Annotated in this window: 26 protein-coding genes; 20 read left to right on the top strand and 6 right to left on the bottom strand. The window is 58.4% G+C overall.

What is annotated here, in order from left to right; all coding sequences use genetic code 11:
• Positions 1–4: 4 nt before the first annotated feature.
• The 5 genes from citX (at position 5) to AC1RKC_RS09955 (ending at position 5,140) form a co-directional block, all read left to right on the top strand.
• The gene (gene citX, locus AC1RKC_RS09975) at positions 5–553 is read left to right on the top strand and encodes a citrate lyase holo-[acyl-carrier protein] synthase (RefSeq protein WP_493092308.1); all 549 of its coding nucleotides are present in this window, start codon (positions 5–7) and stop codon (positions 551–553) included.
• Positions 534–1,457 carry a triphosphoribosyl-dephospho-CoA synthase CitG gene (citG, locus tag AC1RKC_RS09970; protein WP_493092433.1) on the top strand — a complete coding sequence of 308 codons (924 nt, stop codon included), beginning with the start codon at positions 534–536 and terminating at the stop codon, positions 1,455–1,457. The genes citX and citG overlap by 20 nt, the downstream gene beginning before the upstream one ends.
• A 39-nt stretch (positions 1,458–1,496) precedes the next feature.
• The gene (locus AC1RKC_RS09965; protein ID WP_493092309.1) at positions 1,497–2,960 is read left to right on the top strand and encodes an anion permease; all 1,464 of its coding nucleotides are present in this window, start codon (positions 1,497–1,499) and stop codon (positions 2,958–2,960) included.
• Between the two features lie 150 nt (positions 2,961–3,110).
• Positions 3,111–4,340 carry a bifunctional glucose-1-phosphatase/inositol phosphatase gene (gene agp, locus AC1RKC_RS09960; RefSeq protein WP_493092310.1) on the top strand — a complete coding sequence of 410 codons (1,230 nt, stop codon included), beginning with the start codon at positions 3,111–3,113 and terminating at the stop codon, positions 4,338–4,340.
• Positions 4,341–4,444: 104 nt separating this feature from the next.
• The gene (locus AC1RKC_RS09955) at positions 4,445–5,140 is read left to right on the top strand and encodes a 4'-phosphopantetheinyl transferase family protein (RefSeq protein ID WP_493092311.1); all 696 of its coding nucleotides are present in this window, start codon (positions 4,445–4,447) and stop codon (positions 5,138–5,140) included.
• 43 nt (positions 5,141–5,183) lie between these two features.
• Here the strand turns inward: AC1RKC_RS09955 and rarD are convergent, their stop codons facing one another.
• A complete protein-coding gene (rarD, locus tag AC1RKC_RS09950) occupies positions 5,184–6,071 on the bottom strand; it encodes an EamA family transporter RarD (protein ID WP_308531085.1) in 888 nt (295 codons plus the stop codon).
• Between the two features lie 139 nt (positions 6,072–6,210).
• Here rarD and alkB point away from each other — a divergent pair, with 139 nt between their 5' ends.
• Positions 6,211–6,858 (top strand): DNA oxidative demethylase AlkB, encoded by a 648-nt coding sequence (gene alkB / locus AC1RKC_RS09945; RefSeq protein WP_020827704.1) that lies wholly within the window; start codon positions 6,211–6,213, stop codon positions 6,856–6,858.
• Here alkB and AC1RKC_RS09940 read toward each other — a convergent pair.
• Complete coding sequence (locus tag AC1RKC_RS09940; protein WP_020827703.1) at positions 6,841–7,776, bottom strand: LysR family transcriptional regulator; 936 nt, start codon at positions 7,774–7,776, stop codon at positions 6,841–6,843. The two genes, alkB and AC1RKC_RS09940, sit on opposite strands and share 18 nt — an antisense overlap.
• 84 nt (positions 7,777–7,860) lie before the next feature.
• On the opposite strand from AC1RKC_RS09940, the gene AC1RKC_RS09935 reads away from it, so the two are divergent.
• Positions 7,861–8,490, top strand: coding sequence for an alanyl-tRNA editing protein (locus AC1RKC_RS09935; RefSeq protein WP_129940856.1), 630 nt, complete (start codon positions 7,861–7,863; stop codon positions 8,488–8,490).
• Positions 8,491–8,506: 16 nt separating this feature from the next.
• Here the strand turns inward: AC1RKC_RS09935 and AC1RKC_RS09930 are convergent, their stop codons facing one another.
• Positions 8,507–8,755: a hypothetical protein gene (locus AC1RKC_RS09930; RefSeq protein ID WP_020827701.1), complete on the bottom strand. Its 249-nt coding sequence runs from the start codon at positions 8,753–8,755 to the stop codon at positions 8,507–8,509.
• A gap of 175 nt (positions 8,756–8,930) precedes the next feature.
• On the opposite strand from AC1RKC_RS09930, the gene AC1RKC_RS09925 reads away from it, so the two are divergent.
• The 8 genes from AC1RKC_RS09925 to AC1RKC_RS09890 all read left to right on the top strand — a co-directional run bounded on the left by AC1RKC_RS09925 (position 8,931) and on the right by AC1RKC_RS09890 (position 18,542).
• Positions 8,931–10,556: a TIGR04028 family ABC transporter substrate-binding protein gene (locus tag AC1RKC_RS09925; protein ID WP_041414747.1), complete on the top strand. Its 1,626-nt coding sequence runs from the start codon at positions 8,931–8,933 to the stop codon at positions 10,554–10,556.
• A gap of 10 nt (positions 10,557–10,566) precedes the next feature.
• Positions 10,567–11,511 carry an ABC transporter permease gene (locus tag AC1RKC_RS09920; RefSeq protein WP_020827699.1) on the top strand — a complete coding sequence of 315 codons (945 nt, stop codon included), beginning with the start codon at positions 10,567–10,569 and terminating at the stop codon, positions 11,509–11,511.
• Positions 11,508–12,398, top strand: coding sequence for an ABC transporter permease (locus AC1RKC_RS09915; RefSeq protein WP_020827698.1), 891 nt, complete (start codon positions 11,508–11,510; stop codon positions 12,396–12,398). The genes AC1RKC_RS09920 and AC1RKC_RS09915 overlap by 4 nt, the downstream gene beginning before the upstream one ends.
• A complete protein-coding gene (locus tag AC1RKC_RS09910) occupies positions 12,395–14,071 on the top strand; it encodes a dipeptide ABC transporter ATP-binding protein (RefSeq protein ID WP_262033814.1) in 1,677 nt (558 codons plus the stop codon). Before AC1RKC_RS09915 ends, AC1RKC_RS09910 begins: the two co-directional genes overlap by 4 nt.
• Positions 14,061–15,107 carry a putative FMN-dependent luciferase-like monooxygenase gene (locus AC1RKC_RS09905; protein WP_020827696.1) on the top strand — a complete coding sequence of 349 codons (1,047 nt, stop codon included), beginning with the start codon at positions 14,061–14,063 and terminating at the stop codon, positions 15,105–15,107. The genes AC1RKC_RS09910 and AC1RKC_RS09905 overlap by 11 nt, the downstream gene beginning before the upstream one ends.
• Positions 15,104–16,222 (top strand): alkylhydroperoxidase domain protein, encoded by a 1,119-nt coding sequence (locus AC1RKC_RS09900; protein WP_493092312.1) that lies wholly within the window; start codon positions 15,104–15,106, stop codon positions 16,220–16,222. Before AC1RKC_RS09905 ends, AC1RKC_RS09900 begins: the two co-directional genes overlap by 4 nt.
• 258 nt (positions 16,223–16,480) lie before the next feature.
• On the top strand, positions 16,481–17,389 hold the full coding sequence (locus tag AC1RKC_RS09895) for a WaaZ-like lipopolysaccharide core biosynthesis protein (protein ID WP_493092313.1): 909 nt from the start codon (positions 16,481–16,483) through the stop codon (positions 17,387–17,389).
• Positions 17,367–18,542, top strand: coding sequence for an O-antigen ligase family protein (locus AC1RKC_RS09890; RefSeq protein ID WP_493092314.1), 1,176 nt, complete (start codon positions 17,367–17,369; stop codon positions 18,540–18,542). Before AC1RKC_RS09895 ends, AC1RKC_RS09890 begins: the two co-directional genes overlap by 23 nt.
• Here AC1RKC_RS09890 and AC1RKC_RS09885 read toward each other — a convergent pair.
• Positions 18,523–19,629 (bottom strand): glycosyltransferase family 9 protein, encoded by a 1,107-nt coding sequence (locus AC1RKC_RS09885; RefSeq protein WP_217331411.1) that lies wholly within the window; start codon positions 19,627–19,629, stop codon positions 18,523–18,525. The two genes, AC1RKC_RS09890 and AC1RKC_RS09885, sit on opposite strands and share 20 nt — an antisense overlap.
• Positions 19,630–19,937: 308 nt before the next feature.
• Positions 19,938–20,573 (bottom strand): flavodoxin family protein, encoded by a 636-nt coding sequence (locus AC1RKC_RS09880; RefSeq protein ID WP_020827691.1) that lies wholly within the window; start codon positions 20,571–20,573, stop codon positions 19,938–19,940.
• A gap of 121 nt (positions 20,574–20,694) precedes the next feature.
• On the opposite strand from AC1RKC_RS09880, the gene AC1RKC_RS09875 reads away from it, so the two are divergent.
• The 3 genes from AC1RKC_RS09875 to AC1RKC_RS09865 all read left to right on the top strand — a co-directional run bounded on the left by AC1RKC_RS09875 (position 20,695) and on the right by AC1RKC_RS09865 (position 22,695).
• A complete protein-coding gene (locus tag AC1RKC_RS09875) occupies positions 20,695–21,576 on the top strand; it encodes a LysR substrate-binding domain-containing protein (protein WP_493092315.1) in 882 nt (293 codons plus the stop codon).
• Between the two features lie 87 nt (positions 21,577–21,663).
• Positions 21,664–22,251 carry a nitroreductase family protein gene (locus AC1RKC_RS09870; RefSeq protein WP_020827689.1) on the top strand — a complete coding sequence of 196 codons (588 nt, stop codon included), beginning with the start codon at positions 21,664–21,666 and terminating at the stop codon, positions 22,249–22,251.
• A gap of 156 nt (positions 22,252–22,407) precedes the next feature.
• The gene (locus AC1RKC_RS09865) at positions 22,408–22,695 is read left to right on the top strand and encodes a DUF2623 family protein (RefSeq protein WP_020827688.1); all 288 of its coding nucleotides are present in this window, start codon (positions 22,408–22,410) and stop codon (positions 22,693–22,695) included.
• Between the two features lie 33 nt (positions 22,696–22,728).
• Here AC1RKC_RS09865 and AC1RKC_RS09860 read toward each other — a convergent pair whose 3' ends face one another.
• Positions 22,729–23,298 (bottom strand): helix-turn-helix domain-containing protein, encoded by a 570-nt coding sequence (locus AC1RKC_RS09860; RefSeq protein ID WP_493092316.1) that lies wholly within the window; start codon positions 23,296–23,298, stop codon positions 22,729–22,731.
• A gap of 39 nt (positions 23,299–23,337) precedes the next feature.
• Between AC1RKC_RS09860 and AC1RKC_RS09855 the strand changes: the two genes are divergently transcribed.
• Positions 23,338–23,856, top strand: a complete 519-nt coding sequence (locus tag AC1RKC_RS09855) for a GNAT family N-acetyltransferase (protein WP_048762556.1) — start codon at positions 23,338–23,340, stop codon at positions 23,854–23,856.
• Positions 23,857–23,875: 19 nt separating this feature from the next.
• Positions 23,876–24,325 (top strand): DMT family transporter, encoded by a 450-nt coding sequence (locus AC1RKC_RS09850; protein ID WP_493092434.1) that lies wholly within the window; start codon positions 23,876–23,878, stop codon positions 24,323–24,325.
• Positions 24,326–24,358 lie beyond the last annotated feature (33 nt).

The following is a 24,358-nucleotide window of genomic DNA, read 5'->3' as shown; positions in this document are numbered from 1 at the left end:
CGTGATGACCTGTGTCCCTCCTGAACTGGCCGCCAACCGCACCGTCAGCCTGCCGGAACTGCTGACCAGCCGCGAGTGCCGCCAGGCACGGCAGCAGGCGTGGCAGGCTCAGCACGCTTCCACGCTGCTGGTGCTGACGCTGGTGGTGCCCGGTGCGGTAAAAGACAGTGCCCTGACCCGCAACATCTTCAACCTCGGCTGGCAGGCGCTGCAGCAAATGGGGCATGAGCAAAACTGGCACTGCCTGCAGGCGGAAGCGCTGGCGCTTTCCACCGGTTGTGAAGGGTTTATGGCGCTGCAGGCCGATGCCCAACGGGTGAAAGACTGCGCCATGCAGTTGGAGGTTCAGCAGCCGATAGGTCGGCTGTGGGATATCGACGTGTTGGATCCCGCGGGCCATATTTTATCGCGCCGCGATCTGGGGCTGGCGGAGCGCCGCTGCCTGCTGTGCAGCCAGCCGGCCAAAATCTGCGCCCGTCAGCGGCGACACAGCAGCGAACAGCTGCTGCAGGAAATGGAAAGGATGCTCAATGATGCGCTCTCAACCCGTTGAACTCACCCGGTGTAGCCCATCGGCGCGGGTCAGTGGCTTTGCCCATGCCGCCTACCGCGCCCTGTTGGTCGAGGTGAACCTGACGCCCAAACCGGGGCTGGTGGATCGCCACAACAACGGCGCCCACCGGGACATGAACATCGGCCATTTTTACCGCAGCGCCCGCGCTATCGGCATCTGGCTACCGCGCTTTGTCCGTCAGGGGCAGGAAGACGCCCGTTGCCCGGCTGCCGAGCAGTTGATCAGGCTGCGTCCGCTGGGGCTGGCCTGCGAAAACCACATGTTTCAGGCCACCGGTGGCGTCAACACCCATAAAGGCAGCGTATTTTCCCTCGGCCTGTTGTGTACCGCTTTCGGCCGCCTGTCCCAGAGGCTGCAGCCTATTGACGCCGCCACGCTGTGCGCCGAAGTGGCGTCGATGTGTCGTGGGCTGGTGGCGCGCGAGCTGCAACAGCGCAATGCGTTGCAGACTGCCGGCCAAAGGCTGTTTGCCCAACACGGCCTGAGCGGCGCGCGCGGCGAGGCAGAGTCCGGCTTCGAGCGGGTGATTAACGGTGCGCTGCCGCTGTACCTGCAACGGCTGAACGCCGGGTACGATGAGCAAACGGCGCTGATGGACAGCCTGCTGTGGCTAATGGCCAACAACGATGACACCAACGTCGCCTCACGCGGCGGTCTCGAAGGCCTGCGCTGGTTGCAGCGGCGTGCCGGCGAACTGCTGGCGCAGGGGGGAGCCCAGGGCAAGCAGGGCATAGCACGCCTGCGGCAGTTCGACGCCGAGTGCATTCACCGCAATCTCAGCCCAGGTGGCAGTGCCGATCTGTTGATCGTCACCTGGCTGCTGGCGCAATTACCGAATTCCACTAAGCCCGCCGCCTTTCAAGCCACAACTTGGAATCCCTAGGGCATAGCTAAAAAAATAACCCGTCTTCAGGAGAAACTTATGTCCGAAACCAAGGAAAAAATCTGGAAAGCGCTGGCGCCGCTGTTGGTGCTGGCGATCCTGCTCTGGATACCCACGCCCGACGGCATGCCGCCGCAGGCCTGGCGCTACTTCGCCATTTTTGTGGCGATGATTGTCGGCATGATCCTGGAACCGATCCCGGCGACGGCGATCAGCTTTATCGCCGTGACCCTCAGCGTACTGAGCGCCAACTGGGTGTTGTTCGGGGCGCAGGAATTAGCGGAGCCGAGCTTCAAGGCCGGTAAAGAGGCGCTGAAATGGGGGCTGGCCGGATTTTCCAGCACCACCGTCTGGCTGGTGTTCGGCGCATTTATCTTTGCGCTCGGCTACGAAGCCACCGGGCTGGGGCGACGCATTGCCCTGTTTTTGGTGAAGTTTATGGGCAAGCGTACCCTGACGCTCGGTTATGCGGTGGTGATCATCGATATCCTGCTGGCACCTTTTACTCCGTCCAACACCGCCCGTACCGGCGGCACCGTGTTCCCGGTGGTGAAAAACCTGCCGCCGCTGTTTGATTCCTTCCCCAACGATCCCTCCTCACGGCGCATCGGCGGTTACCTGATGTGGATGATGGTGGTCGGGACCAGCATCAGCTCCTCGATGTTTGTCACCGGCGCCGCGCCTAACGTGCTGGGCATCGAGTTCGTCAGCAAAATCGCCGGCGTGCATATCAGCTGGATGCAGTGGTTCCTGGCCTTCCTGCCGGTCGGCCTGCTGCTGCTGGTGATTGCGCCGTTGATTTCCTATTACCTGTACAAACCGGGCGTTACGCACAGCAGCGAAGTCGCTTCCTGGGCCAATAGCGCGCTGGGGGAAATGGGCAAGCTGACGCGCAAGGAGTACACGCTGATTGGATTGGTGCTGCTCAGCCTGTGTCTGTGGGTGTTTGGCGGCAAGATATTAGATGCCACCACGGTCTGTTTGTTGGCGGTGTCGCTGATGCTGGCCTTGCACGTAGTGTCGTGGAAGGACATCACTAAATATTCCAGCGCCTGGAACACCTTGGTGAACCTGGCGACGCTGGTAGTGATGGCCAATGGCCTGACGCGCTCCGGTTTTATCGACTGGTTCGCGCTGACCATGAGCACCCATCTGGACGGATTCTCGCCGGATATGACGGTTGTGGCGCTGGTCCTGGTGTTCTATTTCGCTCACTACCTGTTCGCCAGCCTGTCGGCGCACACGGCAACCCTGCTGCCGGTGATCCTTGCCGTCGGTAAAGGCCTGCCGGGCGTGCCTATGGAGCAGCTGTCGATGCTGCTGGTGCTGTCAATCGGCATCATGGGCGTGCTGACGCCGTACGCCACCGGTCCTGGGGTTATTATCTACGGCTGTGGCTATGTGAAGTCGAAAGACTACTGGCGGATGGGCGGTATTCTGGGCGTGGTGTACATCGCCGCGCTGTTATTGATCGGCTGGCCGATTATGCGTTTGTGGATGTGAGTTTCTAAATTATCGGCGGCCCTCGGCGAAGGGCCGCTGAGCAGACCTTTCCCTGTGATGTTCATCACACACTTTCGGCGTTAACCTCTCCATGATAGCGAAGCAATAGCTAACACATTAAAAATAATCACAATCCTGGAGCCTCTGCGGATGAAAAGAAAAACTTTATTGCTGTGCTTGCCGTTATTTATGACCGGGACTGCCTTGGCGGAAACCAACGACTATCAATTGGATCAGGTGCTGGTGATGAGCCGCCATAACCTGCGTGCGCCGCTGGCCAACAACGGCAGCGTATTGGCGCAATCCACCCCCAAAGCCTGGCCGGCCTGGGACACGCCGGGTGGCCTGCTGACCACCAAGGGCGGGGTGCTGGAAGTGTATATGGGCCACTACTTCAATGCGTGGCTCAAGCAAACCGGAGTATTGCCGCAGGAAGGCTGCCCGACCGCCGGTAGCGTTTACGTCTATGCCAACATTTTGCAACGCACGGTGGCGACCGCGCAGTTCTTTACCAACGGCGCTTTCCCCGGTTGTGACGTCAGCGTGCATCATCAGGACAAAATGGGGGAGATGGATCCCACCTTCAACCCGATCATCACTGACAACAGCGAAGCTTTCAATCAGCAGGCTCTGGTGGCAATGAACGCCGAACTGGCCTCGTTGAAGCTGGACGCCTCCTACAAGCAATTAGAAAAAATCATCGATTACAAAGATTCCAGCGCCTGTAAAACCGACAAGCACTGCGATTTGACCAAAGAAGCCAGCAAAATGAGCGCAGTGCCGGGCAAAGAGCCGGGTGTCGCTGGGCCGCTGCGGGTAGGGAACTCGCTGGTGGACGCCTTTATGCTGCAATATTACGAAGGCTTCCCGATGAAGGACGTGGCCTGGGGCAAAATCACCACGCCACAGCAGTGGAAACAGTTCGCGCAGCTGAAGGACGGCTATCAGGATTCGCTGTTTACCTCGCCGGTGGTGGCGCAAAACGTGGCCAAACCGCTGCTGACGTATATCAACGGCGCATTGATTGGCGAACGCAAGCCGGATTCACCGAAGGTAACGGTGCTGGTGGGTCACGACTCCAATATTGCCTCCCTGCTGTCGGCGATGGAGTTCAAGCCGTACCAACTGCCGCATCAATATGAGAAAACGCCGATTGGCGGCAAGCTGGTGTTCCAGCGCTGGCACGATAAGAAAAACGCTCGCGATTTGCTGAAAATCGAGTACGTGTATCAATCCACCGACCAGTTGCGCAATGCCACTCCGCTGACGCTGAAAACCCCGCCACAGCGCGTGACGATGGCGTTAAAAGGCTGCCCAATCGATAAGCAGGGCTACTGCGCCTGGAGCGACTTCGAAAAAACCATGAAAAGGATTCTGTAATCCCGTCGTGCCTCTCCTTCGGTAACGGGGGAGAGGAATAATCATTGTTGCTCAGGAGCTCGGCGTCTAAAATTAGCGTTCTGCACACCCAATATGGACAACCCGTGTTCTCTTCTTTTATCCCCACCTTTGAACGGTTGAACCTGGACGATTACCCGGGGCAGGTTGCCCGTTGCCGCTTTTCTGTGGCGCACTACCAGGATGACTGTTTCGCTGCCATTGGCATGACGCTCCCCGAACATCTGGCGCGTGCGGTGCCAAAGCGGCGGGCGGAATATCTGGCCGGGCGTTATCTGGCGCGGACCTTGTTGGCCCCGCTGGGTTTTGCGGATTTCACGCTGTTGCGCGGCGAAGACCGGGCACCGCAGTGGCCGCCGGGTATCGCCGGTGCGCTCAGTCATAATGCGGGCACAGCGCTTTGCGCGGTGCATCCGGAAACCGGGTTGGGCGGCGTGGGGCTGGACGTTGAAACGCTCATTCCCGCCGCGCGTGCGGAGGAGCTGCAGCGAGCGATCGTTAGCGAGGCGGAATCTGCCCAACTGCGCACTCATTCACAGCCATTTAACCACCTGCTGACCTTGGCCTTTTCCGCCAAAGAGAGCCTGTTCAAAGCGCTATATCCGCAGGTGCGCTGCTATTTTGACTTTCTCGACGCACGCCTGGTCACGCTGGATACGCAACGACAGACGTTCGAATTGGAACTGCTCAAAACCCTTACGCCGCAGTGCCATGCAGGTCGCCGTTTCTGCGGCCGTTACTGGCAGCAAGGTGACGATGTCACAACTTTTATTTATTTATAAATCAATCAAATAAAGCTAAAAATTCGGCGTTGCACTGTCACATTTACCGGTGGATTCGCCTGCGGCGCAGCAGGTGGCTGGCCCCTTCCGACACCAACAGCAGCACCGCCAGCCAGATAGGAATATAGGTCAGCCATTCATCCCGGCCGATGCTCTCGCCAAGCAGCAAGGCCACCACCACCAACAGCACCGGCTCCACATAGCTCAGCAGGCCGAACAGGCTGAACGGCAGCAGACGGCTGGCCAGGATATAGCACACCAGCGCAGCGGCGCTGATCACCCCCAACAGCGGGATTTGCCAATAAAGTGCCGGGCTGATGCTCAACGCCGCCAGTGGCCCGTTGCCCCCGAAAGCGAACCAGGCGGCGACCGGCAGCATCAGCGTTAGCTCACACCACAAGCCACCCAGGTTGTCGGTGCCGAAACGGCGGCGCAGGATAAAGTACACCGGGTAGCCCAGCGCCACCAGCAAGGTGGTCCAGGACACACCGCCGACCTGATACAACTCGTTGCCGACGCCGATAATGGCGCAGCTGACCGCCAGTTTTTGCAGCAGCGAAAGGCGATCGCGGAAGATCAGGCGTCCTGCCAGCACCATGGTCAGCGGCAGCAGGAAATAGCCGAGCGATACCTCCAACGCCTTGCCGTGCAGCGGTGCCCAGAGAAACAGCCAGAGCTGAACCCCCAGCAGCGCCGAACTCAGCGGCAGAAACAGCAGGCGGCGCGGCCGCTGTTTTATCCAACTCAAGGTCTCGCTGACCTTGCGCCAGTCGGCGGAAAGCACCATGAACAGCGTCAAAAACGGCACCGTCAGCAGGGTACGCCAGCCAAAGACTTGCTCACCGTCAAGCGGCGTCAGGGTAGAGGTGTAGTAATACATCACGCCGAACAATACCGAGGCGATGACGGAAAGAACGATCCCTTTAATCACATGCGATCCTGAAAAGTTATTGATTTTATTGTCGGTACTCTAGAGAAGTTTAGCGCTAACAACAATGCGGCGCATCAGGCTGGACAATCGCCAACGGCAAGTTAAAATAAATACTGTGTATTAATACAGGTGTTCTGTCATGACCCTCGATCTTTTTGAAGACTCCGTGCCGCCGCCGTGGCGGGAACAGATTGCGCCAGGCGCGGTGGTGATGCACGGTTTTGTGCGCGATCACGGCCCAGAACTGCTGGCGGCGGTGCATGGGGTGATTGCTCAGGTGCCCTGGCGGCACATGACTACGCCGGGCGGTCATGTGATGTCGGTGGCGATGAGCTGGTGCGGTAACGGCTGGAGTAGCGACAGCCGCGGTTACCGCTATTCGGAGCGCGATTCGCGCAGCGGCAAACGTTGGCCGCCGATCCCGGATATCCTGATGGCGCTGGCGGATGAAGCGGCACAGCAGGCGGGCTTTGCCCCGTTTGTACCGGATTCCTGCCTGATGAACCGCTACGATCCGGGCAGCAAGCTGTCATTGCATCAGGACAAAGACGAGCATGATTTCGGCTCGCCGATCGTTTCCGTTTCCCTCGGGCTGCCGGCGGTATTCCAGTTCGGCGGCATGCAACGTAGCGATCGGGCCCAGCGCATTCCTTTGGCGCACGGCGACGTGGTGGTGTGGGGCGGCCCGTCGCGGCTGTGTTTTCACGGCATTATGCCGATCAAGGAAGGCTACCATTCGCTGGTGGGGCCGCACCGTATCAATATCACCTTACGCAAGGCGCTTTAGCTGCGGCTCTTTCGCCAGGCAGGCCACCAGATAGTCGATAAACACCCGCAGCTTGGGCGGCAGGTACTGATTGGGGGCATACAGCAACCACAGCCCGCCGTGGTAACTGCTGAGGAAATCCCATTGCGGCAGCACCTGCACCACTTCGCCGTCGTCCAGCGCCTGACGGGCGGTAAAGTACGGCAGGCTGCCAATGCCAATGTGCTGTTTCACCGCATCCAGCCGCACGCCGGTATGGTTGGCGGCGTAGCGCCCACGTACGTTGACCGTCACCGTTTTCCCGGCCTGGCGGAATTTCCAACGGGCGTCGTTCGGCGTTTCACCCAGATAAATGCAGCTGTGCTGCGCCAAATCCTGCGGATGCCGCGGCGTTCCCTGCTGTGCCAGATAAGCCGGTGTGGCGCACAGCAGGTGGTCGATGGTCATCAGTTGGCGGCCAATCAGCCCAGGGGAAGGGCGTTCGGTGATGCGCAGCGCCAGATCGACCCGATCATCAATCAAATCCATATAGCGGTCTTCCAGCCGCAGGCGAACGTCTACTTTGGGATAGCGGCGTAAAAACGCCGGTATATGCGGGTGCAGCACATAACGCCCCACCGCCTTGGGCACGCTGACGCTGACCAACCCTTCAGGCTCTACTGCACCGCGCCCGCTGAACTCCATCACCGAGTGCGCGGCGTCCAGCATGCTGCGGCAGCGTTGAAATACTTCTTCGCCCTGTTCGCTTAGCCGCAATTTGCGCGTGGTGCGGTGTAGCAGTTGCAATGCTAACGCCTGTTCCAGTTTAGCCACGCTGCGGCTGGCGGCAGAGGGGGATGTGCCCAGTCGACGGGCGGCGGCGGAAAAACTGCCGCTCTCGACCACCTGGACAAACACGGCCATTTCGGCCAGCAGCGAATGAGAGAGATTTGTGCTCACAGCGCAAAGGTCCATTGTGTTATTGACGGATTATCCTTTGATTATGGCATGAATATAATGGGCTCTCTAATCAGGAGAAAAACCATGACCGAACGGCTTTATTATTACAGCGACGAATTACAGGGCGCAGCGCAGGTGCTGGCCTGTACCCCGATGGAAGAGGGTGGATACGCGATAGAGCTGGACGCCACATTGTTTCACCCGCAGGGCGGCGGACAACCGGCCGACGGCGGTAAGCTTGGCGGCATCCCGGTGCTACGCGTGGCGCAGCAGGGCGACAAGGTGCTGCATTTCACCGCCGAGCCGTTGGCTGCAGGGCCGGTGAGCGTGCAGGTTGATGGTGAACAGCGGCGGTTGCATACCCGTTGGCACTCAGCCGGGCATCTGATCGGCTGGTTGGGGGAAACCCGCGGCTGGCAACCGGTGAAGGCGCACCACTGGCCGGGCGAAGGGCGGATCACTTTCACTCCGGGCGCGGAGCCACAAACGCTGGATCAGGATTTTCTTCAGGCGGAGCTGGCAAGGCTGATTGCGGCAGACCTTCCGCGCAGACAGGTGGCGGTTGACGGCCTGCGGCAGGTGGGATTTGGCGAACTGCCGGCCTATGGCTGCGGCGGTACCCATGTGCCCTCGCTGGCGGATCTGGGCGCGGTAAACATCACTGCGCTCAAAGTGAAAAAAGGCCAGTTGATTGTTCAGTATGCGCTAGATTAAAACGTCGTCCGGGTGGCTATTTCGCCGGCCCGGCCTGCCGCAGCATGGTGCAGAACGCGCACTGGCATCCCGCCTGCGGCAGCGCCGCGCAGGTACCGATATTGACCGCCTGCGCGTCCATCGCGTGAAAACCGTAAAACATATTCTCCAGGCTGTTTTCCGCTGCGCGCGCCTGTTCAGGCCTTGGCTCGGGCACCTTGGACTGAAACGCGGCGGCCCGACCGGCCAACAGGCCAAGGAACAACAGCGAAAGCTGAATTTTCATTTTCGTCTCCCCGATGTGATTTCTGATACGTTATAACAAAACACCCATTCTGCCAACCGTCGCTGCCTTGTGCATTTTCCGTCATAGGTTAGCGAAATTAGTTCGTTCAACTCCCCGCCGATTTGGTTTGTTATCTAATCCATAACATTCCGAAATAAAGAAGGCGTGGCACACTATGTTTAAGTTCTCTTTCAATAGATTAACCAGCGGAATAACAGTGGCATTGGGCTTGACGGTGGCGGCTACTCCGGCGCTGGCGTCGGTGCAGGGCGGCACGCTGATCTACCTGGAACAGCAGGCGCACACCAACCTTTATCCGCCTTCCGGCGGCTTCTACCCCAACGGCGGCATCCTCAACCAGATCACCGACAAGCTGACCTACCAGAACCCAAAAACGTTGGAAATTGAGCCGTGGATCGCCGAATCCTGGAGCAGTAACGCCGACAAAACCGAATACACCTTCAAGCTCCGGCCGGGCGTGACCTTCTCGGACGGTACGCCGCTGGACGCCAACGCGGTGGCGAAGAACTTCGATACCTACGGCCTGGGCAACAAAGAGAAACGTCTGCCGGTCTCCGAGGTGATCAATAACTATGACCACAGTGAAGTGATCGATCCCTTGACCGTGAAATTCTACTTCAAGCGCTCTTCGCCGGGTTTCCTGCAGGGTACTGCCACCATAGGGTCAGGGCTGGTTTCTCTCAGCACCTTAAACCGTAATTATGACGAATTGGGTGACGCGCGCCATATCATCGGCTCCGGCCCGTTCGTGGTCAGTGCCGAAACGCTGGGGCGCGAAGTGGATCTCAGCGTGCGCAAAGATTACCGCTGGGGCCCGGCCAGGCTGACGCAGCAGGGGCGCGCCAATCTGGACGGTATCAAGGTGATCGTGACCGGCGAAGACAGCGTACGTATTGGCGCATTGCAGGCCGGGCAGGCGGACTTTATTCGCCAGATCCAGGCCTATGACGAGAAACAAACCCAGGATCAGGGTTTCACTATCTACGCCGCCCCAACGCGCGGTGTCAATGACAGCGTGGCCTTCCGGCCGGATAACCCGTTGGTGAGCGACCTGCGCGTGCGTCAGGCATTGCTGCACGCCACCGACAGCAAGCAGATCGTCGAGACGCTGTTCTCCGTTAATTATCCGCAGGCCAAATCGGTGATTGCTTCTTCCGCCGCCGGTTTTGTCGATCTTTCCGCCAAACTGAAATTCGACCCGGCGCTGGCTAACCGTCTGCTGGATGAAGCGGGCTGGAAGAAGGGCGGCGACGGCCTGCGTGAGAAGGACGGCAAAAAACTGTTGCTGAACGTTTATGAATCGCTGCCGCAACCGCAGAACAAGGCGGTGCTACAGCTGGTTTCGCAGCAGTGGGGCAAAGTTGGCGCGCGCTTGAACATTCTGGCGGGCGACGCCGGCAGCAAGGTGGCGGATAACCTGGATCCGCAGAAAACCCCGGCGGCGGTGGTGGAAGTAGGACGGGCCGATCCGGATGTGATTAAAAGTCAGTTCTACCCGACCAACCGCGATGCGCTGTTGCAGCAAGGCGGGACGGGCAAAAACAGCGCATTTAAAGATGACAAGCTGAACGCGCTGCTGCTGGGCATCGCTTCAGAGGTGGATGCCCAAAAACGCCTGCAGATTGCCGGCGAAGCGCAAAACTACCTGCTCGATCAGGCCTACGTGATCCCGTTCTTCGAAGAGCCGCAGGTGTTTGCCGGAGCGCCTTATCTCAAGGGCGTAAGTTTTGAAGCGGTCGGCCGCCCGAGTTTCTACGGCGCATGGCTGGAAAAACGCTGAGGAGACCATGATGAGCCGATATCTGGCACGGCGTATCGGGCAGGCGCTGCTGGTGCTGTGGGCGACCTTTAGCCTGTCGTTTATCTTACTGCAGGTGCTGCCGGGTGATGCCATTCTGATTAAGTTTCAGAACCCGGACATGGGCCTCAGCCCGGCGCAGATCGCCGATATGCGCGCGGCCTATGGCGCCGATGTGTCGCTGTGGCAGCAGTATCTGCATGCGCTGGGCAACGTGCTGCGCGGGGATCTCGGCTATTCCATTCAGGCTGGCGTGCCGGTGACGGAGCTGTTGGCCACCAACTTGCCCGCCACGCTGCAACTGGCGCTATTGGGGTTTTCGCTGGCGCTGATCCTGGCGTTGGCGTTGGCCTTTATCTCCAATTTGGCCCGTTTTGGCTGGCTGAGGTCATTGCTGCAGTCGCTGCCATCGCTGTTTGTCTCGGTGCCGACCTTCTGGTTGGGCATTGTGCTGATCCAGCTGTTTTCTTTTCGGCTCAAGCTGATCCCGGTGATCAATCCGGGGGAGTGGGAAGGGCTGATCCTGCCGATCGTGACGCTGGCAATACCGATTTCCGCCCCGCTGGCGCAGATCTTGATCCGCAGTATCGACCAGGTACAAACCCAACCCTTTGTCGCCGTGGCCCGTGCCAAAGGCGCCAGCCGCAGCCGGGTGCTGTGGCGGCATGTGGCGCGTAACGCCATGCTGCCGGTGCTGACCATCGCCGGTATTTTACTGGGCGAACTGATCGCCGGTGCGTTGATTACCGAAACCGTGTTTGGCCGCAGCGGGTTGGGGCAACTCACCTTGCAGGCGGTGCTGAATCAGGACGTCGCGGTGCTGCAAGCGATCGTGGTGATTTCCGCCGCCGCTTTCGTCACCCTCAATCTGCTGGTGGATCTGCTGTTCCCGCTGCTGGATCCGCGATTGAAAACCCATACAGGAGCCGCCGTATGAGCAGTATCTCCTTTGAGAAATCCAGCGCGCCAGAGCGCGATCTGGGCGCGGTGGAAAGCGAAGGCACTTTGCCAACGCACCGTCCGCGCCGCCGTCGTGTACCGCTGACGCTGTTGCTGGCTTGGGCGGTGATTGCCATCGCGGTGCTGTGGGCGCTGGCACCGCAGCTGTTCACGGCCTACAGCGGCACCGAAGGCATTGCCGGGGCGCAGCGTTTGGCACCGGGGGGCGAACATTGGTTGGGCACCGATCAACTGGGGCGCGACCTCTATGCGCGCATTGTTTATGGCGCTTCGCAGACGCTGTCCGCCGCGCTGGTGGCGGTCGCTTTAGGTCTGCTGTTGGGCACCGCGCTGGGGCTGATTGCCGGTGCGGTGGGCGGCATCTCGGATGACGCTGTGATGCGCCTTGTCGACGTGTTGCTGTCGATTCCCGGTCTGCTGCTGTCGTTGAGCATCATTATTTTGCTGGGCTTCGGCACGGTTAACGCCGCCATCGCCGTGGGGATAACCTCGGTGGCGAATTTTGCCCGCCTGGCGCGCGCCGAGGTGGTGCGGGTACGCCACAGCGATTACGTCGAGGCGGCCTATGGCAGCGGCGGTACCTTCTGGGCGGTGCTGTGGCGGCACATTTTGCCGAACTCGTTAACCTCGGTAATTGCCTTCTCGGCATTGCAGTTCGGCAGCGCGATTCTGGCGATTGCCACCTTGAGCTTCCTGGGTTACGGCACGCCACCGCCGACGCCAGAGTGGGGGTTACTGATCGCCGAAGGGCGCAACTATATTTCCACCGCCTGGTGGCTAACCACCTTCCCGGGGCTGGCGGTCGTGGCGGTGGTTCTGGCGGCCAACCGCATCAGCCGGGCATTGGGGAGAACGCCAGCATGAGTATTCAGAGCGCATTACAACGGGCGAGCGCCACACCACCGGTACTGGAGCTGGAACAGGTTTCGATCGCCTATCAGGGCGCGGCTGGCAATCAGCGGGTGGTGCATCAGGTGTCGTTTGCCATTCAGCCTGGGGAAGTGGTGGCGCTGGTCGGCGAGTCCGGTTCCGGCAAAACCACCACCGCGCAGGCAATCATTGGTTTGCTGACGGAAAACGGTCGCCTGGAGCAGGGGGCGATACGGCTGAACGGCACCGACATCAGCCACTGGTCATCAAAGCGTCTGGATGCGGTGCGCGGGGCGCAAATCAGTTTGATCCCACAAGATCCCTCCAGCTCACTCAATCCGGTGAAAACCATTGGCGATCAGGTGGCAGAGATCATCAACATTCACCGTCGGCTGCCGCGCAAGCAGCTGCAGCAGCGGGTGGTGGCGTTGTTGACCCGCGTCGGTTTGACGCATCCGGAGCTGCGGGCGCGTCAGTATCCGCACGAGCTTTCCGGCGGCATGAAACAGCGGGTGTTGATCGCCATTGCTATTGCGCTGCAACCGGCGTTGATTATCGCCGATGAGCCGACCAGTGCGCTGGATGTCACGGTGCAAAAACGCATTCTCGATCTGATCGACGAACTGCGGCAGGAGTTTGGCACTGCGGTGCTGCTGGTGACCCACGATCTGGCGGTGGCGGCGGAACGCGCCGATCGGCTGCTGGTATTTCGCCATGGCCGGGTACAGGAGCAGGGAGTGACTGCCGAGGTGCTGCGCGCCCCTGCCAGCGACTATACCCGCCGGCTGTTTGCTGACGTGCCCTCATTGAGCCATGCAGTGGTGCCGCAACCCGGTCACCGCACGCAGGAGCTGGCGATCCAGGTCAATGGGCTGGTGAAAGATTTCCCCCTGGCCGGTAGCGGTGGCAAAACTTATCGGGCGCTGGACCAGGTGTCGTTCAGCGTGCCTGGCGGCACCACCCATGCGCTGGTGGGGGAGTCCGGATCCGGTAAAACCACATTGGCGCGCTGCCTGCTCGGTTTCCAACGGCCGGACGCCGGGCAAATCATTATCGACGGCGTCGACTTTACGCGCTTGAAGGGCGAAGCGTTGCGCCAGTTCCGCCGCCGCATTCAGCTGGTGTATCAGAACCCATTCGGTTCGCTCGATCCGTCCCAGACGTTGTATCAGGTGATTGAAGAGCCGCTGCTGAATTTCGAGCCGCTGACCCAGGCCGAGCGCTATCGCCGAGTGCGAGATTTGTTTGAACGCGTGGCGCTACCGAACGAATTGCTGAGCCGTAAACCTCGCGAACTTTCCGGTGGCCAGCGACAGCGGGTGGCGATCGCCCGGGCGCTGGTGCTGCAGCCGCGGGTACTGGTGCTGGATGAAGCCACTTCGGCATTGGATGTCACGGTTCAGGCGCAGATCCTGCGGTTGCTGCAGGATTTGCAGCAGGAATTGGGGCTGACCTATTTGTTTATCTCACACGACCTGGCCACGGTAAGGCAGATTTCCCACAGCGTTTCGGTGTTGCACCGCGGCGTACAGGTGGACAGCGGGGCGACCGGTGAGCTGTTCGCCATGCCGGGCAGCGATTACACACGTCAGCTGATTGAAGCCATTCCCGGCCGTCAGCTTTATGCCGAACAGCCCCAGATTGAGGATGCATTCTATGAGCAGTAAAAGACTCGGTTTTTTCACCCGGCTGCTGGATCAGGGCAGTGCGCAACAGCGTTATCGGCTGGCGACCGAACAGATCGTGCATGCCGAACGGGCCGGCTTTGACAGCGCCTGGGTGGCGCAGCACCATTTTCATGAGGACGAGGGCGGCCTGCCTTCGCCGCTGGTGTTTCTGGCGCAGGTGGCGGCGCGAACCCGCCATATCCGGCTCGGCACCGGGGTGATCACGCTGCCGATGGAGTCTGCGATTCGGGTGGCCGAAGACACTGCGGTGCTGGATCTGCTGTCCGACGGCAGGTTGGAAGTCGGTATCGCTGCAGGCGGCACGCCTTCTTCGTTCAGCGCCTTCGGTTTCGACGCAGCACAGCGTCACGCGGTGTTTGCCGACAATTTCAGCACCCTGCTGCGAGCTTGGCGCGGTGAGGCCCTGGGTGGTGAAGATAACCGCCTGTATCCGGCGGCACCGCAGTTGGCCGAACGGGTCTGGCAGGCGACTTTTTCGGTGGAAGGCGGCGAGCGCGCCGGGCGGGCCGGTGACGGCCTGATGCTGTCGCGTACTCAGCCGCGCCCGGCAGATGCGCCGGATTTGCCGCTGGACGAATTGCAGAACCCGATTATCGACGCTTATCTGGCGGCGCTGCCGCCCGGCATTGCGCCGCGCATCATGGGATCGCGCACCGCATTGGTAACCGACCACGGCCAACAGGCGCGGGACTTTGCCGCCAAAGGGTTGAGCCGTGGACTTGAGCGCCTGCGCGCCAGTGGCCACCGGCCGTCCGACGAGTCGCTTGATGGACTGATCCGCGCTTTTGACGTGCACCTTGGCACCCCGGAGCAGGTGATTGCTTCATTGCAAAAAGACAGCGCGCTGGCGCGAGTGACCGATCTGGCATTCCAGGTGCACTCTATCGATCCGCCGCACGCCACCATCCTGCGTTCTATTGAGTTGATCGCCCGCCACGTTGCCCCGGAGCTGGGCTGGCAACGCCGCAATCCCGCATCCGTCTCCTACGAACATCACGCTGAGGAAAAGGTATGACTGCAACATTGCTCCCTAAAGATTTGCTGGCTGAGTTGGCAGAGATCGCCCCCAATTCTGCATTGGCTCAGGCCAGAGCTACCCGGCAAGCGGCAACAGACGCGATTCAGGCCAGCTATCTGGCGCTGTTCTCCCCCGCTGATGCCGGCGATTTCCCCATCGCGCAACGGTTGCAGCTCGCGCAGCGTATCAGCGAATGGCATGCGGACAAGCTGCTTGCTGCACACTACGGCACCTTATTGCAGCAGGAGGGGGGCGTTCAGCCTGGCCCGCATTTGCAGGCAGCGTTCGATCACGCTGAAAGACTGGCGTTTAAACCCGCCAGCGCCGACGCGCAGCATTTGCGGGCATTGCAACAGGCCGGCTGGTCGCTGGACGCTATCGTCACCCTGTCGCAGCTGATCGCCTTTGTTAGTTTCCAGAGCCGTTTGCTGACAGGGTATCGGCTGCTTGAAGGAAAACCACTCGAAAGCTCCGGCGGAGCACCCGTCAGGGCTGGCGGTTGGCGTACCGAATCCGTGACTCTTGGCGGCCGCCACACACCACCGGTGTTTACCCGCCAGGAACTGGGTTGGGAGCCCTGGATTGCCGCCAAGCCGCTGGCAGAGTTTGATGAGCAAGGCCAGGCGCTTTTGACGCGCTTCGGGCACAGCGACTCGGATTACTTCCGCCTGCTGGCGCGTAACCATCCGGTGCTGGAGCAGAGAACGTTGGCGGATCGCGCCATTTTCTACACGCCGGGTGGGTTGGAGCGTAAGGATCGCGAGCTGGGGGCAACGGTGGCCAGTAAGGTGAATGGCTGTATTTATTGCGCTTCGGTGCATGCCCGCAAGGCGGCGCAGTTGTCCAAGCAAACGGATGAGGTACAGCGGCTGCTGGATGTGGCCCCGGGCGGCATTTTGAGTGAGGGGCAAGGGGAGCCGTGGCGGACGCAGATAGACTTCGCCGCTGCGCTGTCCGCCACGCCGCCGCAGGTCAATGCCGGGCATCTGGCGGCGTTGCGCGAGCAAGGGTTGGACGAACTGGCGTTGCTGGATCTGGTGCAATCGACCGCGTTCTTTGCCTGGGCCAATCGGCTGATGTTGACTCTCGGCGAGCCTTTCAACGATCTATAAACAACCTTCAGCACAATCCATGTTAATGGGGCGAAAGTATTCGCCCCTAGGCAATTAAAGAATAATTATTACCGTTCCCTACAGGTTTTTAACTCGGTTAACAAATCCACACACCTCTTTTCGTTAACATTACGAAGAATTCAAAATGCAATAATTGCCCATGTTCATTAATGCTCAGATACTCAGCCCTACAATAAATCTAATGCGGTCAGGACAGTTCTGTTCGGCGCAAATACATTTTTACAGGGCAGGGATACGATGGGCAGTTTTCTTAAGCAGGTGTATCGTTATTCTCATTCACGGCCTTATCGGCACAATGAAAATCTCTGGCCCTACGTAAAAATCGAACGTGCAGACAGCGGCGAGATTGCCAAATTACATTATAAAAAGCAGACTGTTCCTGTAGTGACGCTGTCAGCTGTTAAAGACAGCTGCAAGGGGCCCATATTATTGACCGCTACGGGGCCGTCGGTGAACGCCATTCGCTTTAGTGAACTGCCTGAGATGCCGGCCATCGGGGTCAATGGGGCTTTTAGTCTGAGCAAAAAGGTTAACTTTCGGTTTTATGTGATTGTCGATATGGGGTTTATCGATCGGCGGCCGGATATTATCGAAAACATTATTCAGGCGCCGGATTTAATCCTTTTTACCACGGTTCACGGCGTGGCGAAAATTATTGATTACTTCACTCTGGCAGGCGTGAAGTGTCGGTTTTCAGTGGTTGAGGACGCGAGCTGCAAAATTTACAGTCCCCAAATTCCTCTCTCGGCATTGTGGGACCATTATCACAAAGACCGCAGCGTTTTTTTCTCGCCTGGTAACAAAACCATCGCCTTCAGCCACGATATTCGACACGGAGTTTTTGATGCCGGCACGGTAGTGTATTGGGCTTTTCAGATCATTGCCTTTCTTGGGTTTAAACAGCTATTTATTGCCGGGCTGGATATGAATAATTTTAATTTGCCGCGTTTTTATGAAACTCATGAAAATAAGTTGCCGACATTTTTGCCGGAGAAGGTCGATGACCTGATTATTCCGGCATTTAGCCATGCCGGTGAGAGAATGAAGATGAGAAAAATGGTGATTAGAAACTTTTCATTAAACAGCGCAATAGATACCGGCATTTTTGAAAAGGTTGATAGTAATGATTTTTTCAAAAATAATTGAGTTCACCGAACGACTCTCTTTTTACGCCATGCTGGCCTTTTCTTTTTTTAGCGCCATTTTTTGCGGTTTTACCCGGGTCAATAATTTATTCCACATCGCGGCATTCTTTTTTCTGCTGACGCTGGCCACACGGCCCGGAGTTCGCTCGGCCTGGCTTAACCGGCGTGCCGCAAGCGCGGGAATGGCGCTGGCAGCCTGCTTTCTTGCCTATTATGCCGTCAGCAATCTTTGGGGCGGCACGCCGGATGATACGGCATCTACCCTGACGCACAGCGTTTATATCCTGCTCTATCTGGCCTTGCTGGTCACCGTATTGGAAAGTCCGGAGCGCAACCTGCTGCTTTGCGCCGTGATCGCCGGCATCACGCTGCTGTGTTTGTATCTGGCGTGCGTTGATTTCCGTGAAATTTATACTCTCCGAGAAACCTCCGGAGCCAACCCTGGCCCGCGCAACGTGATCGACCTGGCCGGCTATGCGGCGTTGGGCATCATTCTAAGCCTGATGGTGTTCCGTGATACCGGGAAGAAAAGGGCGCTGTCAGCGATCCCGTTCTTGTTCGCTTTTATGGTGTTCACCCAAAGTCGCGGCCCCCTGATGGCCTTATTGGCGGCGTTGGCGTTAACCACCTCCTATCTGGCGCTGAATAAAAAATCGCTGCTGGCCATTGCGGCCGCGGTGTTATTTGCCGTGGGTGCAGTGCTGTTTTCACCAATCGGTGAAATGTTGATTACGCGTTTTGAAGAGCTGTATCAACAGAGCTTTGTGCGGATGAGCATCTGGCGGCACAGCCTGTTGCTGGTCGAACAGGCACCGTTCTTTGGCTATGGCTTTGATAAGCAGCTGACCTTTACCAATTACACCGGCGAGTTTATTCATACTACCCATAGCCTGTATTTGGGAGCGTTGCTCAAAGGCGGGTTGGTGGGTTTTTGCCTGTTTGCCGCTTTATTGACGTTTGGCGCACAGCTGGCCGTGCGTCATCTCCGGGCCGGTCGCCGCCTGGAAGCGGCTTTGTACCTGTTTATGCTGATTTTCTACTGTTCACAGGGCATGTTTGTCATCGCGAACCCGGCCGAGTTTTGGTACCTGTTTTGGTTCCCGCTGGCGATGGTCTTTGCCCAGCCTCCGCTGATTAGCCCACCGGCGCGCTAATTTTCAGCGCGTTCGTCACTTTTTCAAACACCTCATTTTCAGTGATGATGCTGAGCGGCTGTTGGCGTTGCGCGGCATTGAGCTTTTGTTCATCCACCGGGACGTACATCACCTGATGCAATTCACTGTTTTGATAGGGGCCGGTGTGCTGTGGATTGGCGGTAACAAACAGGCTGACGGTCGGTGTTTTCAGGGCGATGGCCAGGTGCAGTGGGCCGGTGTCGCCGGTGACCAGCACCTGCATGTTCGACATCACCGCCAGCAGTTGCGGCAGGGTGGTTTTGCCAATATGGCTGACCACGCGCAACTGCTCGGCTGCCGTCAGCCCCGCCATAAACGCCCGTTCAATAGACAGTTCTTTGGGGCTGCCGATTAATTCAATCTGGTGGTGCGGCGAAGCTGCCAGCAGCAGTTTCGCCAGACGAATAAACTGCGCGACCGGCCAGCAGCGCAGCGTTTCAGAAGCGCCCATTTGCAAGCCGATCGAAATTTTTCCTGCGGCTTTAGCCACTGGCGAAAACTCGACAGGAATAAACATCTCGGTGTTGTCGCTTTGGCAGCCCAACTGAGCCACCAGATCCAGCTTGCGTTGAATCAGATGGCCGCCGGTGCTGCGGCTCACGCCACACAGCCAGGGCTCCATGCCGGTGGCTTTATTACCGTAAGCGTCTTTGAAGACATATTGGCAACCGGCAGTAATGGCGACCATCACATCATAAGGGGATTTGGAGTGCAGGATAATCGCCAACTGAGGCCGGTGTTGGCGCAGTTGGCGAATAACACCGAGCATGTCTTTCGCTTTATGATCCCAATAAATAACCTGATTAAAGCAGCGGCTGGTCGCGACCAACTGTTTGTTCTTGTGGCTGGAAATCAGGGTGATGTTTGCTGCCGGGTAGCGTTCACGCACCGCGCGGATCGCCGGCGTGTTAAACATCAGGTCGCCGAGGGCGCTGGTGGAAAAAATCACGATGCGTTCAAAAACCTGCTCAGGCTGAAAATGGGCCTTATCCTTAAAGTTGCCACCCAGCCGGGTATACATCCGCAGGCCAAGGTTGGCCGCCGCTATTTTCCACTGTTTTGACATCTTGTTCCGCTTTGGGTTGATGGGCATGCCGATCTGAACCCTGGCATCATATGACGTTTGTTCTGGTGGGCCAATGGGCGGCAATATCTTGCTACATATGCTTGCGCAACCTTGATAATGGGGCAGCAAGGCAGCCCCTGAGGCCGTTGAAAAAGTGCTCTGTTGTTTAATGGTAGGGGCGCAGCATGCTGCGCCCAATAGCATAATCAATGGTTAAATCGGGTCGAACATGTTCGACCCCTACCGGTTTAGTCTTTTGGCAGGTTTGTCAGCCGTCTGAGGAGCAGCAAGGCTGCCCCTGGGCGGCGTCAGTTTTGCCAAACCTGCGGGCTGCGCGGCGTATCCATTCGGTAGTCTGAATAGGGACGAGTGAATATCTCGCGCCCCAGCTCGCGGGCGGCTTGCAGTGGGTTACGCGGATCGCGGCTGATTTCGCCCCGGCTGTTGCCCGCGCCATGAACCAGCCCGACAAATTCGGAATGCGAATAGCGGCTGAACTCCTGAATTTGATGCACAATCCCCATCGCGGCACCGGGATAGGTTTCCTCCGAGGCTACCGCCAGCCCGATGCGTTTGCCGCTCATACGCTGATGCACCTGTTCCGCATCGGGGTAGGCGCTGGAGTAGTAGCTGAAAGAGCGGTCGAAAAAGGCTTTGGTTTGCGCCGACATGCCGTACCAGTAAAGCGGGGTGCAGAACACCGCAGCGTCCGCCGGCAGAAAATGCTCAAGGAACAGTTCGCCATAACGGTCGGCAGGCGGGGTGGCGTGGCGCTCATCCACCAAAAAACCGTTGATGTAATCGTCTAAAAAAAACAGGCTGGCGTCGGTGCCGGCCTCCGCGGCACCCGCCATGATGGCCTGCGCCAGGGTTGCACTGTTGCCGTCGCGACGTGGGCTGCCAACCAGGACGATAAGTCGTTTTGACTGATGAGATGAATTCATGTCGTTCTCCATTGATGGGGGTGTAGAACACGAGAATCAATTTAGGGTGAGTAAAGCTGTAGTGACAAATGACGGCTATTCTTTCAGGATGAGTTCAATTCACCTGTAGGGAGCCCTGACCATGTTTGCCTCGCTGCCGGTTACCGCATTGCGCACCTTTGAATCCGCCGCCCGGCTGCGTAGTTTTAAACAGGCGGCTTTGGAGTTGGCGGTGACGCCGACGGCGGTATCGCATCAGATAAAAGCGCTTGAGCAGCAGCTGGGTTTTGCATTATTCGATCGGATACCGCGGGGCGTGCGGTTGACGCCAAAGGGCGAGCGTTTGTTCGCCGGAGTGCACGGCGCATTGCTCGACGTGGCAACGGTGCTGGATGCTCTGCGACCAACGCCGAGCTCAGGATCGCTGTGCGTTTCCGTTACCCATTCCTTCGCGGCGCTGTGGTTGGTGCCGCGCCTGGGGCGTTTTTATCAGGCCTATCCGCACTATTTGGTACGCCTGGAGGCTTGCGCTGAAGTGATTGATCTGCAACAGGACGCCAGCGTAGACATTGCTATTCGTTACAGCAGCGCAAACTACCCGCAGTTGTATCAGACGGCGCGGCTGGAAGAGAGTTTTGGCGTTTACGGCGCCCCGGGGTTTTGTGCGGCGGAGCAACCTGCGCCAACCTTGATCACCGTGCGCTGGCGGGATTCCACCCTCTACGAAACCCGCTGGCGCGATTGGTGCCTGGCTGCCGGGGTCGATTGGTGGCAGCGCCACACGACGCTGCGGGCCTATGATGAAGAGCATTATGCGCTGCAAGCGGCGGTAGCCGGCCAGGGGTTGGTGCTGGCCAGTTCGGTAATGGTGTCCGATCAGGTGCGTAATGGCTTGCTGGTACCCTATCGGCCGGATATTCGCGTGCCGGGAGCGGCCTACACCGCGTTGTGTGTACCCGGGCGTGAACGGCACCCGCCGGTACGGGCATTCCTCGACTGGCTACAGCAGGAACTTGGCGGCTGATGAACAGCACAAAATAAAAGTTTTTCTGGCGTGCGGCATGGGAATATTGGATAAATTTGGTATTCCATTCCCATGAGAGAGATGTCCATGAGCCAGCCAAGAGTTTCCGATCACCCGATTGATGCGCAGTTTATTGAACGCTGGTCGCCGCGCGCGCTGGCGAATGATCCTATCGACGATACGACCCTGTTGAGCTTCTTCGAAGCGGCACGCTGGTCGCCTTCGGCGTATAACATCCAGCCGTGGCGCTTCGCTTATAGCAAGCACGGTTCGGCCAGTTGGGACAGCTACCTGGACTTCCTGATTGAATTCAACCGCGGCTGGGCGCAGCACGCTTCGGCGCTGGTGGTGATCATTTCGAAAACGACCAGCCTGAACGGCGAGAAGGAAGTGGATAACCCAAGCCATTCCTTTGATACCGGTGCTGCCTGGGCCAATCTGGCGCTGCAGGCGCATCTGAAAGGCTGGCTGACCCACTGCATGGGCGGCGTTCACCACGATAAAATCAAGGCTGCGCTCAACCTGCCGGATAACTATCAGGTGCATGGCATGGTGGCGATCGGCAAGGCGGGCGACAAATCCCTGCTGCCTGAATTCCTGCAGCAAAAAGAGATCCCTTCAGGGCGTTTGCCGCTGGAGCAGACGGTGGTGGAAGGGCTGAACTTTACCCTGTAATCGCTTTTTCTGAGACTGATCGGCCCGCAGGGTTCCCTCTGCGGGCTTTTTTATTGCCTTGCGTAGATGAGGTAAAACTTTGTGAGTATGTCCATGAGTGCGATGATCGCTATATAATATTTTATATAGCGATTGTTGAAAATTAGGGGAGGGTACATGGACAATCACTTCGGTAAGGGGCTGATGGCCGGGTTAGCCGCGCGGGACGCCAAGCCTGCTGCGCAACTGTCCCGTTTCTGTTGTGACTACAAACGTGGCTTTGTATTGGGCTATGCGCACCACCTGGCGGAAAGCCTGGGTGACGAAAATCAGGCTGCGTTCGAGGCCGGCTTGCTCTGCCGGGCTTACGATCTTAACGGCGAGATGATGAGTGAGTTCTTCACCGGCGGCAGCAACCGCCTGGCCGAAAAGTTTTTCTGCGCGGGGTACAACCGGGAAGGATAACCTTAAGCACCGCCATGCTTTGGCCTGAGCGACTTAGGCCTTATTCATCACCACCACCAAATAGATGCAGAGTTCAGCGCTTTCATTCTTGAACACGCAGTCGGTCGGTGGGCCAAGCTCCAGGCAATCGCCCTGGCCCATTTCATGGCGGGTTTCGCCTTCCTGAAACACCAGCGAGCCGGACAAAACCCAGATCAATTGCCGCAGAAAGGCATAGGCCGAAGCCGGCATGGGGATCGCGGCCCCGGCGGGCAGTTCAATGCGCACCAGATCGAGCGGCATATCCGACTGCGGCGACACATGGCGGCGCACGTAGCCGCTGTCGGGATCGACCCACAGCGGTTGGTCCTGCTTACGCATCAACCGGCCTTCCTGCGTTTCCGCCCGGGCGATCAGTTTGGACATGCTCAGACCGAATGCGCCGGAAAGCCGCCCCAGCAACATCGCCGTTGGGCTACTGTCGCCGCGTTCAATTTTGTGCACCATCGCGCGTGAAACGCCGGCCCGTTCCGCCAGATCGGACAGCGACCAATGGCGTGCCTCACGTTCGATGCGGATCCTCGCGCCGATGCGCTGATTTAGGTTGTCTAATTTATTATCCATATCGTAGTATGATAGTAGACGGTCAACCAAGAGGTCAACATGCTTATCCGTAACGCGACTATAACCGATAGCGCAGGCATTGCCGCTATCTATAACGACGCCGTGCTGAACACCACGGCAATCTGGAATGAACTTAGCGTCGACGAGGCAAACCGCGCCGCGTGGATAACAGAACGGCAGGGGATGGGATACCCGGTGCTGGTGGCGATTGACGCTGCGGGTGAGGTGATGGGTTATGCCTCATTTGGCGATTGGCGTGCGTGGGACGGCTATCGACACACCGTCGAGCATTCGGTGTATGTTCGGCGAGACAGCCGCGGCGGCGGGGTAGGTAAAACGCTGTTGATTGCGCTGATTGAGCAGGCGCGGGCGATCGGCAAACACGTGATGGTGGCGGGCATTGAGTCCGGCAACCACGCGTCTGTGCAATTGCACATTAATCTGGGCTTCGAAATGGTAGGTCGCATGAGCGAAGTGGGTGCCAAGTTTGGCAAATGGCTGGATTTGACCTTCCTGCAGCTGAAGCTCGACGACGCCAGCGCCCCACCGAAGCGTTAATGGCACAGCGAAAACCGAGATCTCTATGAATATCATGCTATTGCTGCTGGTTGCGGCCGGGGTCAGCCTGGTCATTCAGAACCTGTTGATGGTGCGCATTACAGAGAGCGTGTCGACGGTGCTGATTACGCTGGTGATCAACTCCAGTGTTGGCCTGGTGGTGTTGATGGGACTGCTGTTTGCCAAAAACGGTGTCACGGCTCTGGCCGAAGTCACGGGTTCCCTGCGGTTGTGGATGTTGTTGCCTGGCTTATTGGGATCGTTTTTTGTGTTTTCCGGCATTTTGGGTTACCAGAAGCTGGGGGCGGCAACCACCATTGCCGTACTGGTTGCCAGCCAGTTGGTGGCGGGATTGATGGCCGATATTTATAAGGCTGGGCCGGCGGCAATGCGAGAAAATTTGCCCGCGCTGCTGGGGGCCGTGTTGCTGGTGGTTGGTGCTTTTCTGGTGGCCAGAAGAAGCTTTTAAAACCTAAAGAGCCCGCTCGGTTTCCCCCGAACG

The organism is Serratia sp. GW822-FHT06E05 (genome assembly GCF_058799445.1).
This window is presented reverse-complemented; position numbering and strand designations above follow the sequence as displayed.

Coding starts and splice junctions, on each gene's coding strand:
- citX (WP_493092308.1), top strand. CDS start 5: ATGACCTGTGTCCCTCCTGAACTGGCCGCCAACCGCACCGTCAGCCTG.
- citG (WP_493092433.1), top strand. CDS start 534: ATGCGCTCTCAACCCGTTGAACTCACCCGGTGTAGCCCATCGGCGCGG.
- AC1RKC_RS09965 (WP_493092309.1), top strand. CDS start 1,497: ATGTCCGAAACCAAGGAAAAAATCTGGAAAGCGCTGGCGCCGCTGTTG.
- agp (WP_493092310.1), top strand. CDS start 3,111: ATGAAAAGAAAAACTTTATTGCTGTGCTTGCCGTTATTTATGACCGGG.
- alkB (WP_020827704.1), top strand. CDS start 6,211: ATGACCCTCGATCTTTTTGAAGACTCCGTGCCGCCGCCGTGGCGGGAA.
- AC1RKC_RS09935 (WP_129940856.1), top strand. CDS start 7,861: ATGACCGAACGGCTTTATTATTACAGCGACGAATTACAGGGCGCAGCG.
- AC1RKC_RS09930 (WP_020827701.1), bottom strand. CDS start 8,755: ATGAAAATTCAGCTTTCGCTGTTGTTCCTTGGCCTGTTGGCCGGTCGG.
- AC1RKC_RS09925 (WP_041414747.1), top strand. CDS start 8,931: ATGTTTAAGTTCTCTTTCAATAGATTAACCAGCGGAATAACAGTGGCA.
- AC1RKC_RS09920 (WP_020827699.1), top strand. CDS start 10,567: ATGAGCCGATATCTGGCACGGCGTATCGGGCAGGCGCTGCTGGTGCTG.
- AC1RKC_RS09915 (WP_020827698.1), top strand. CDS start 11,508: ATGAGCAGTATCTCCTTTGAGAAATCCAGCGCGCCAGAGCGCGATCTG.
- AC1RKC_RS09910 (WP_262033814.1), top strand. CDS start 12,395: ATGAGTATTCAGAGCGCATTACAACGGGCGAGCGCCACACCACCGGTA.
- AC1RKC_RS09905 (WP_020827696.1), top strand. CDS start 14,061: ATGAGCAGTAAAAGACTCGGTTTTTTCACCCGGCTGCTGGATCAGGGC.
- AC1RKC_RS09900 (WP_493092312.1), top strand. CDS start 15,104: ATGACTGCAACATTGCTCCCTAAAGATTTGCTGGCTGAGTTGGCAGAG.
- AC1RKC_RS09895 (WP_493092313.1), top strand. CDS start 16,481: ATGGGCAGTTTTCTTAAGCAGGTGTATCGTTATTCTCATTCACGGCCT.
- AC1RKC_RS09890 (WP_493092314.1), top strand. CDS start 17,367: ATGATTTTTTCAAAAATAATTGAGTTCACCGAACGACTCTCTTTTTAC.
- AC1RKC_RS09885 (WP_217331411.1), bottom strand. CDS start 19,629: ATGTCAAAACAGTGGAAAATAGCGGCGGCCAACCTTGGCCTGCGGATG.
- AC1RKC_RS09880 (WP_020827691.1), bottom strand. CDS start 20,573: ATGAATTCATCTCATCAGTCAAAACGACTTATCGTCCTGGTTGGCAGC.
- AC1RKC_RS09875 (WP_493092315.1), top strand. CDS start 20,695: ATGTTTGCCTCGCTGCCGGTTACCGCATTGCGCACCTTTGAATCCGCC.
- AC1RKC_RS09870 (WP_020827689.1), top strand. CDS start 21,664: ATGAGCCAGCCAAGAGTTTCCGATCACCCGATTGATGCGCAGTTTATT.
- AC1RKC_RS09865 (WP_020827688.1), top strand. CDS start 22,408: ATGGACAATCACTTCGGTAAGGGGCTGATGGCCGGGTTAGCCGCGCGG.
- AC1RKC_RS09860 (WP_493092316.1), bottom strand. CDS start 23,298: ATGGATAATAAATTAGACAACCTAAATCAGCGCATCGGCGCGAGGATC.
- AC1RKC_RS09855 (WP_048762556.1), top strand. CDS start 23,338: ATGCTTATCCGTAACGCGACTATAACCGATAGCGCAGGCATTGCCGCT.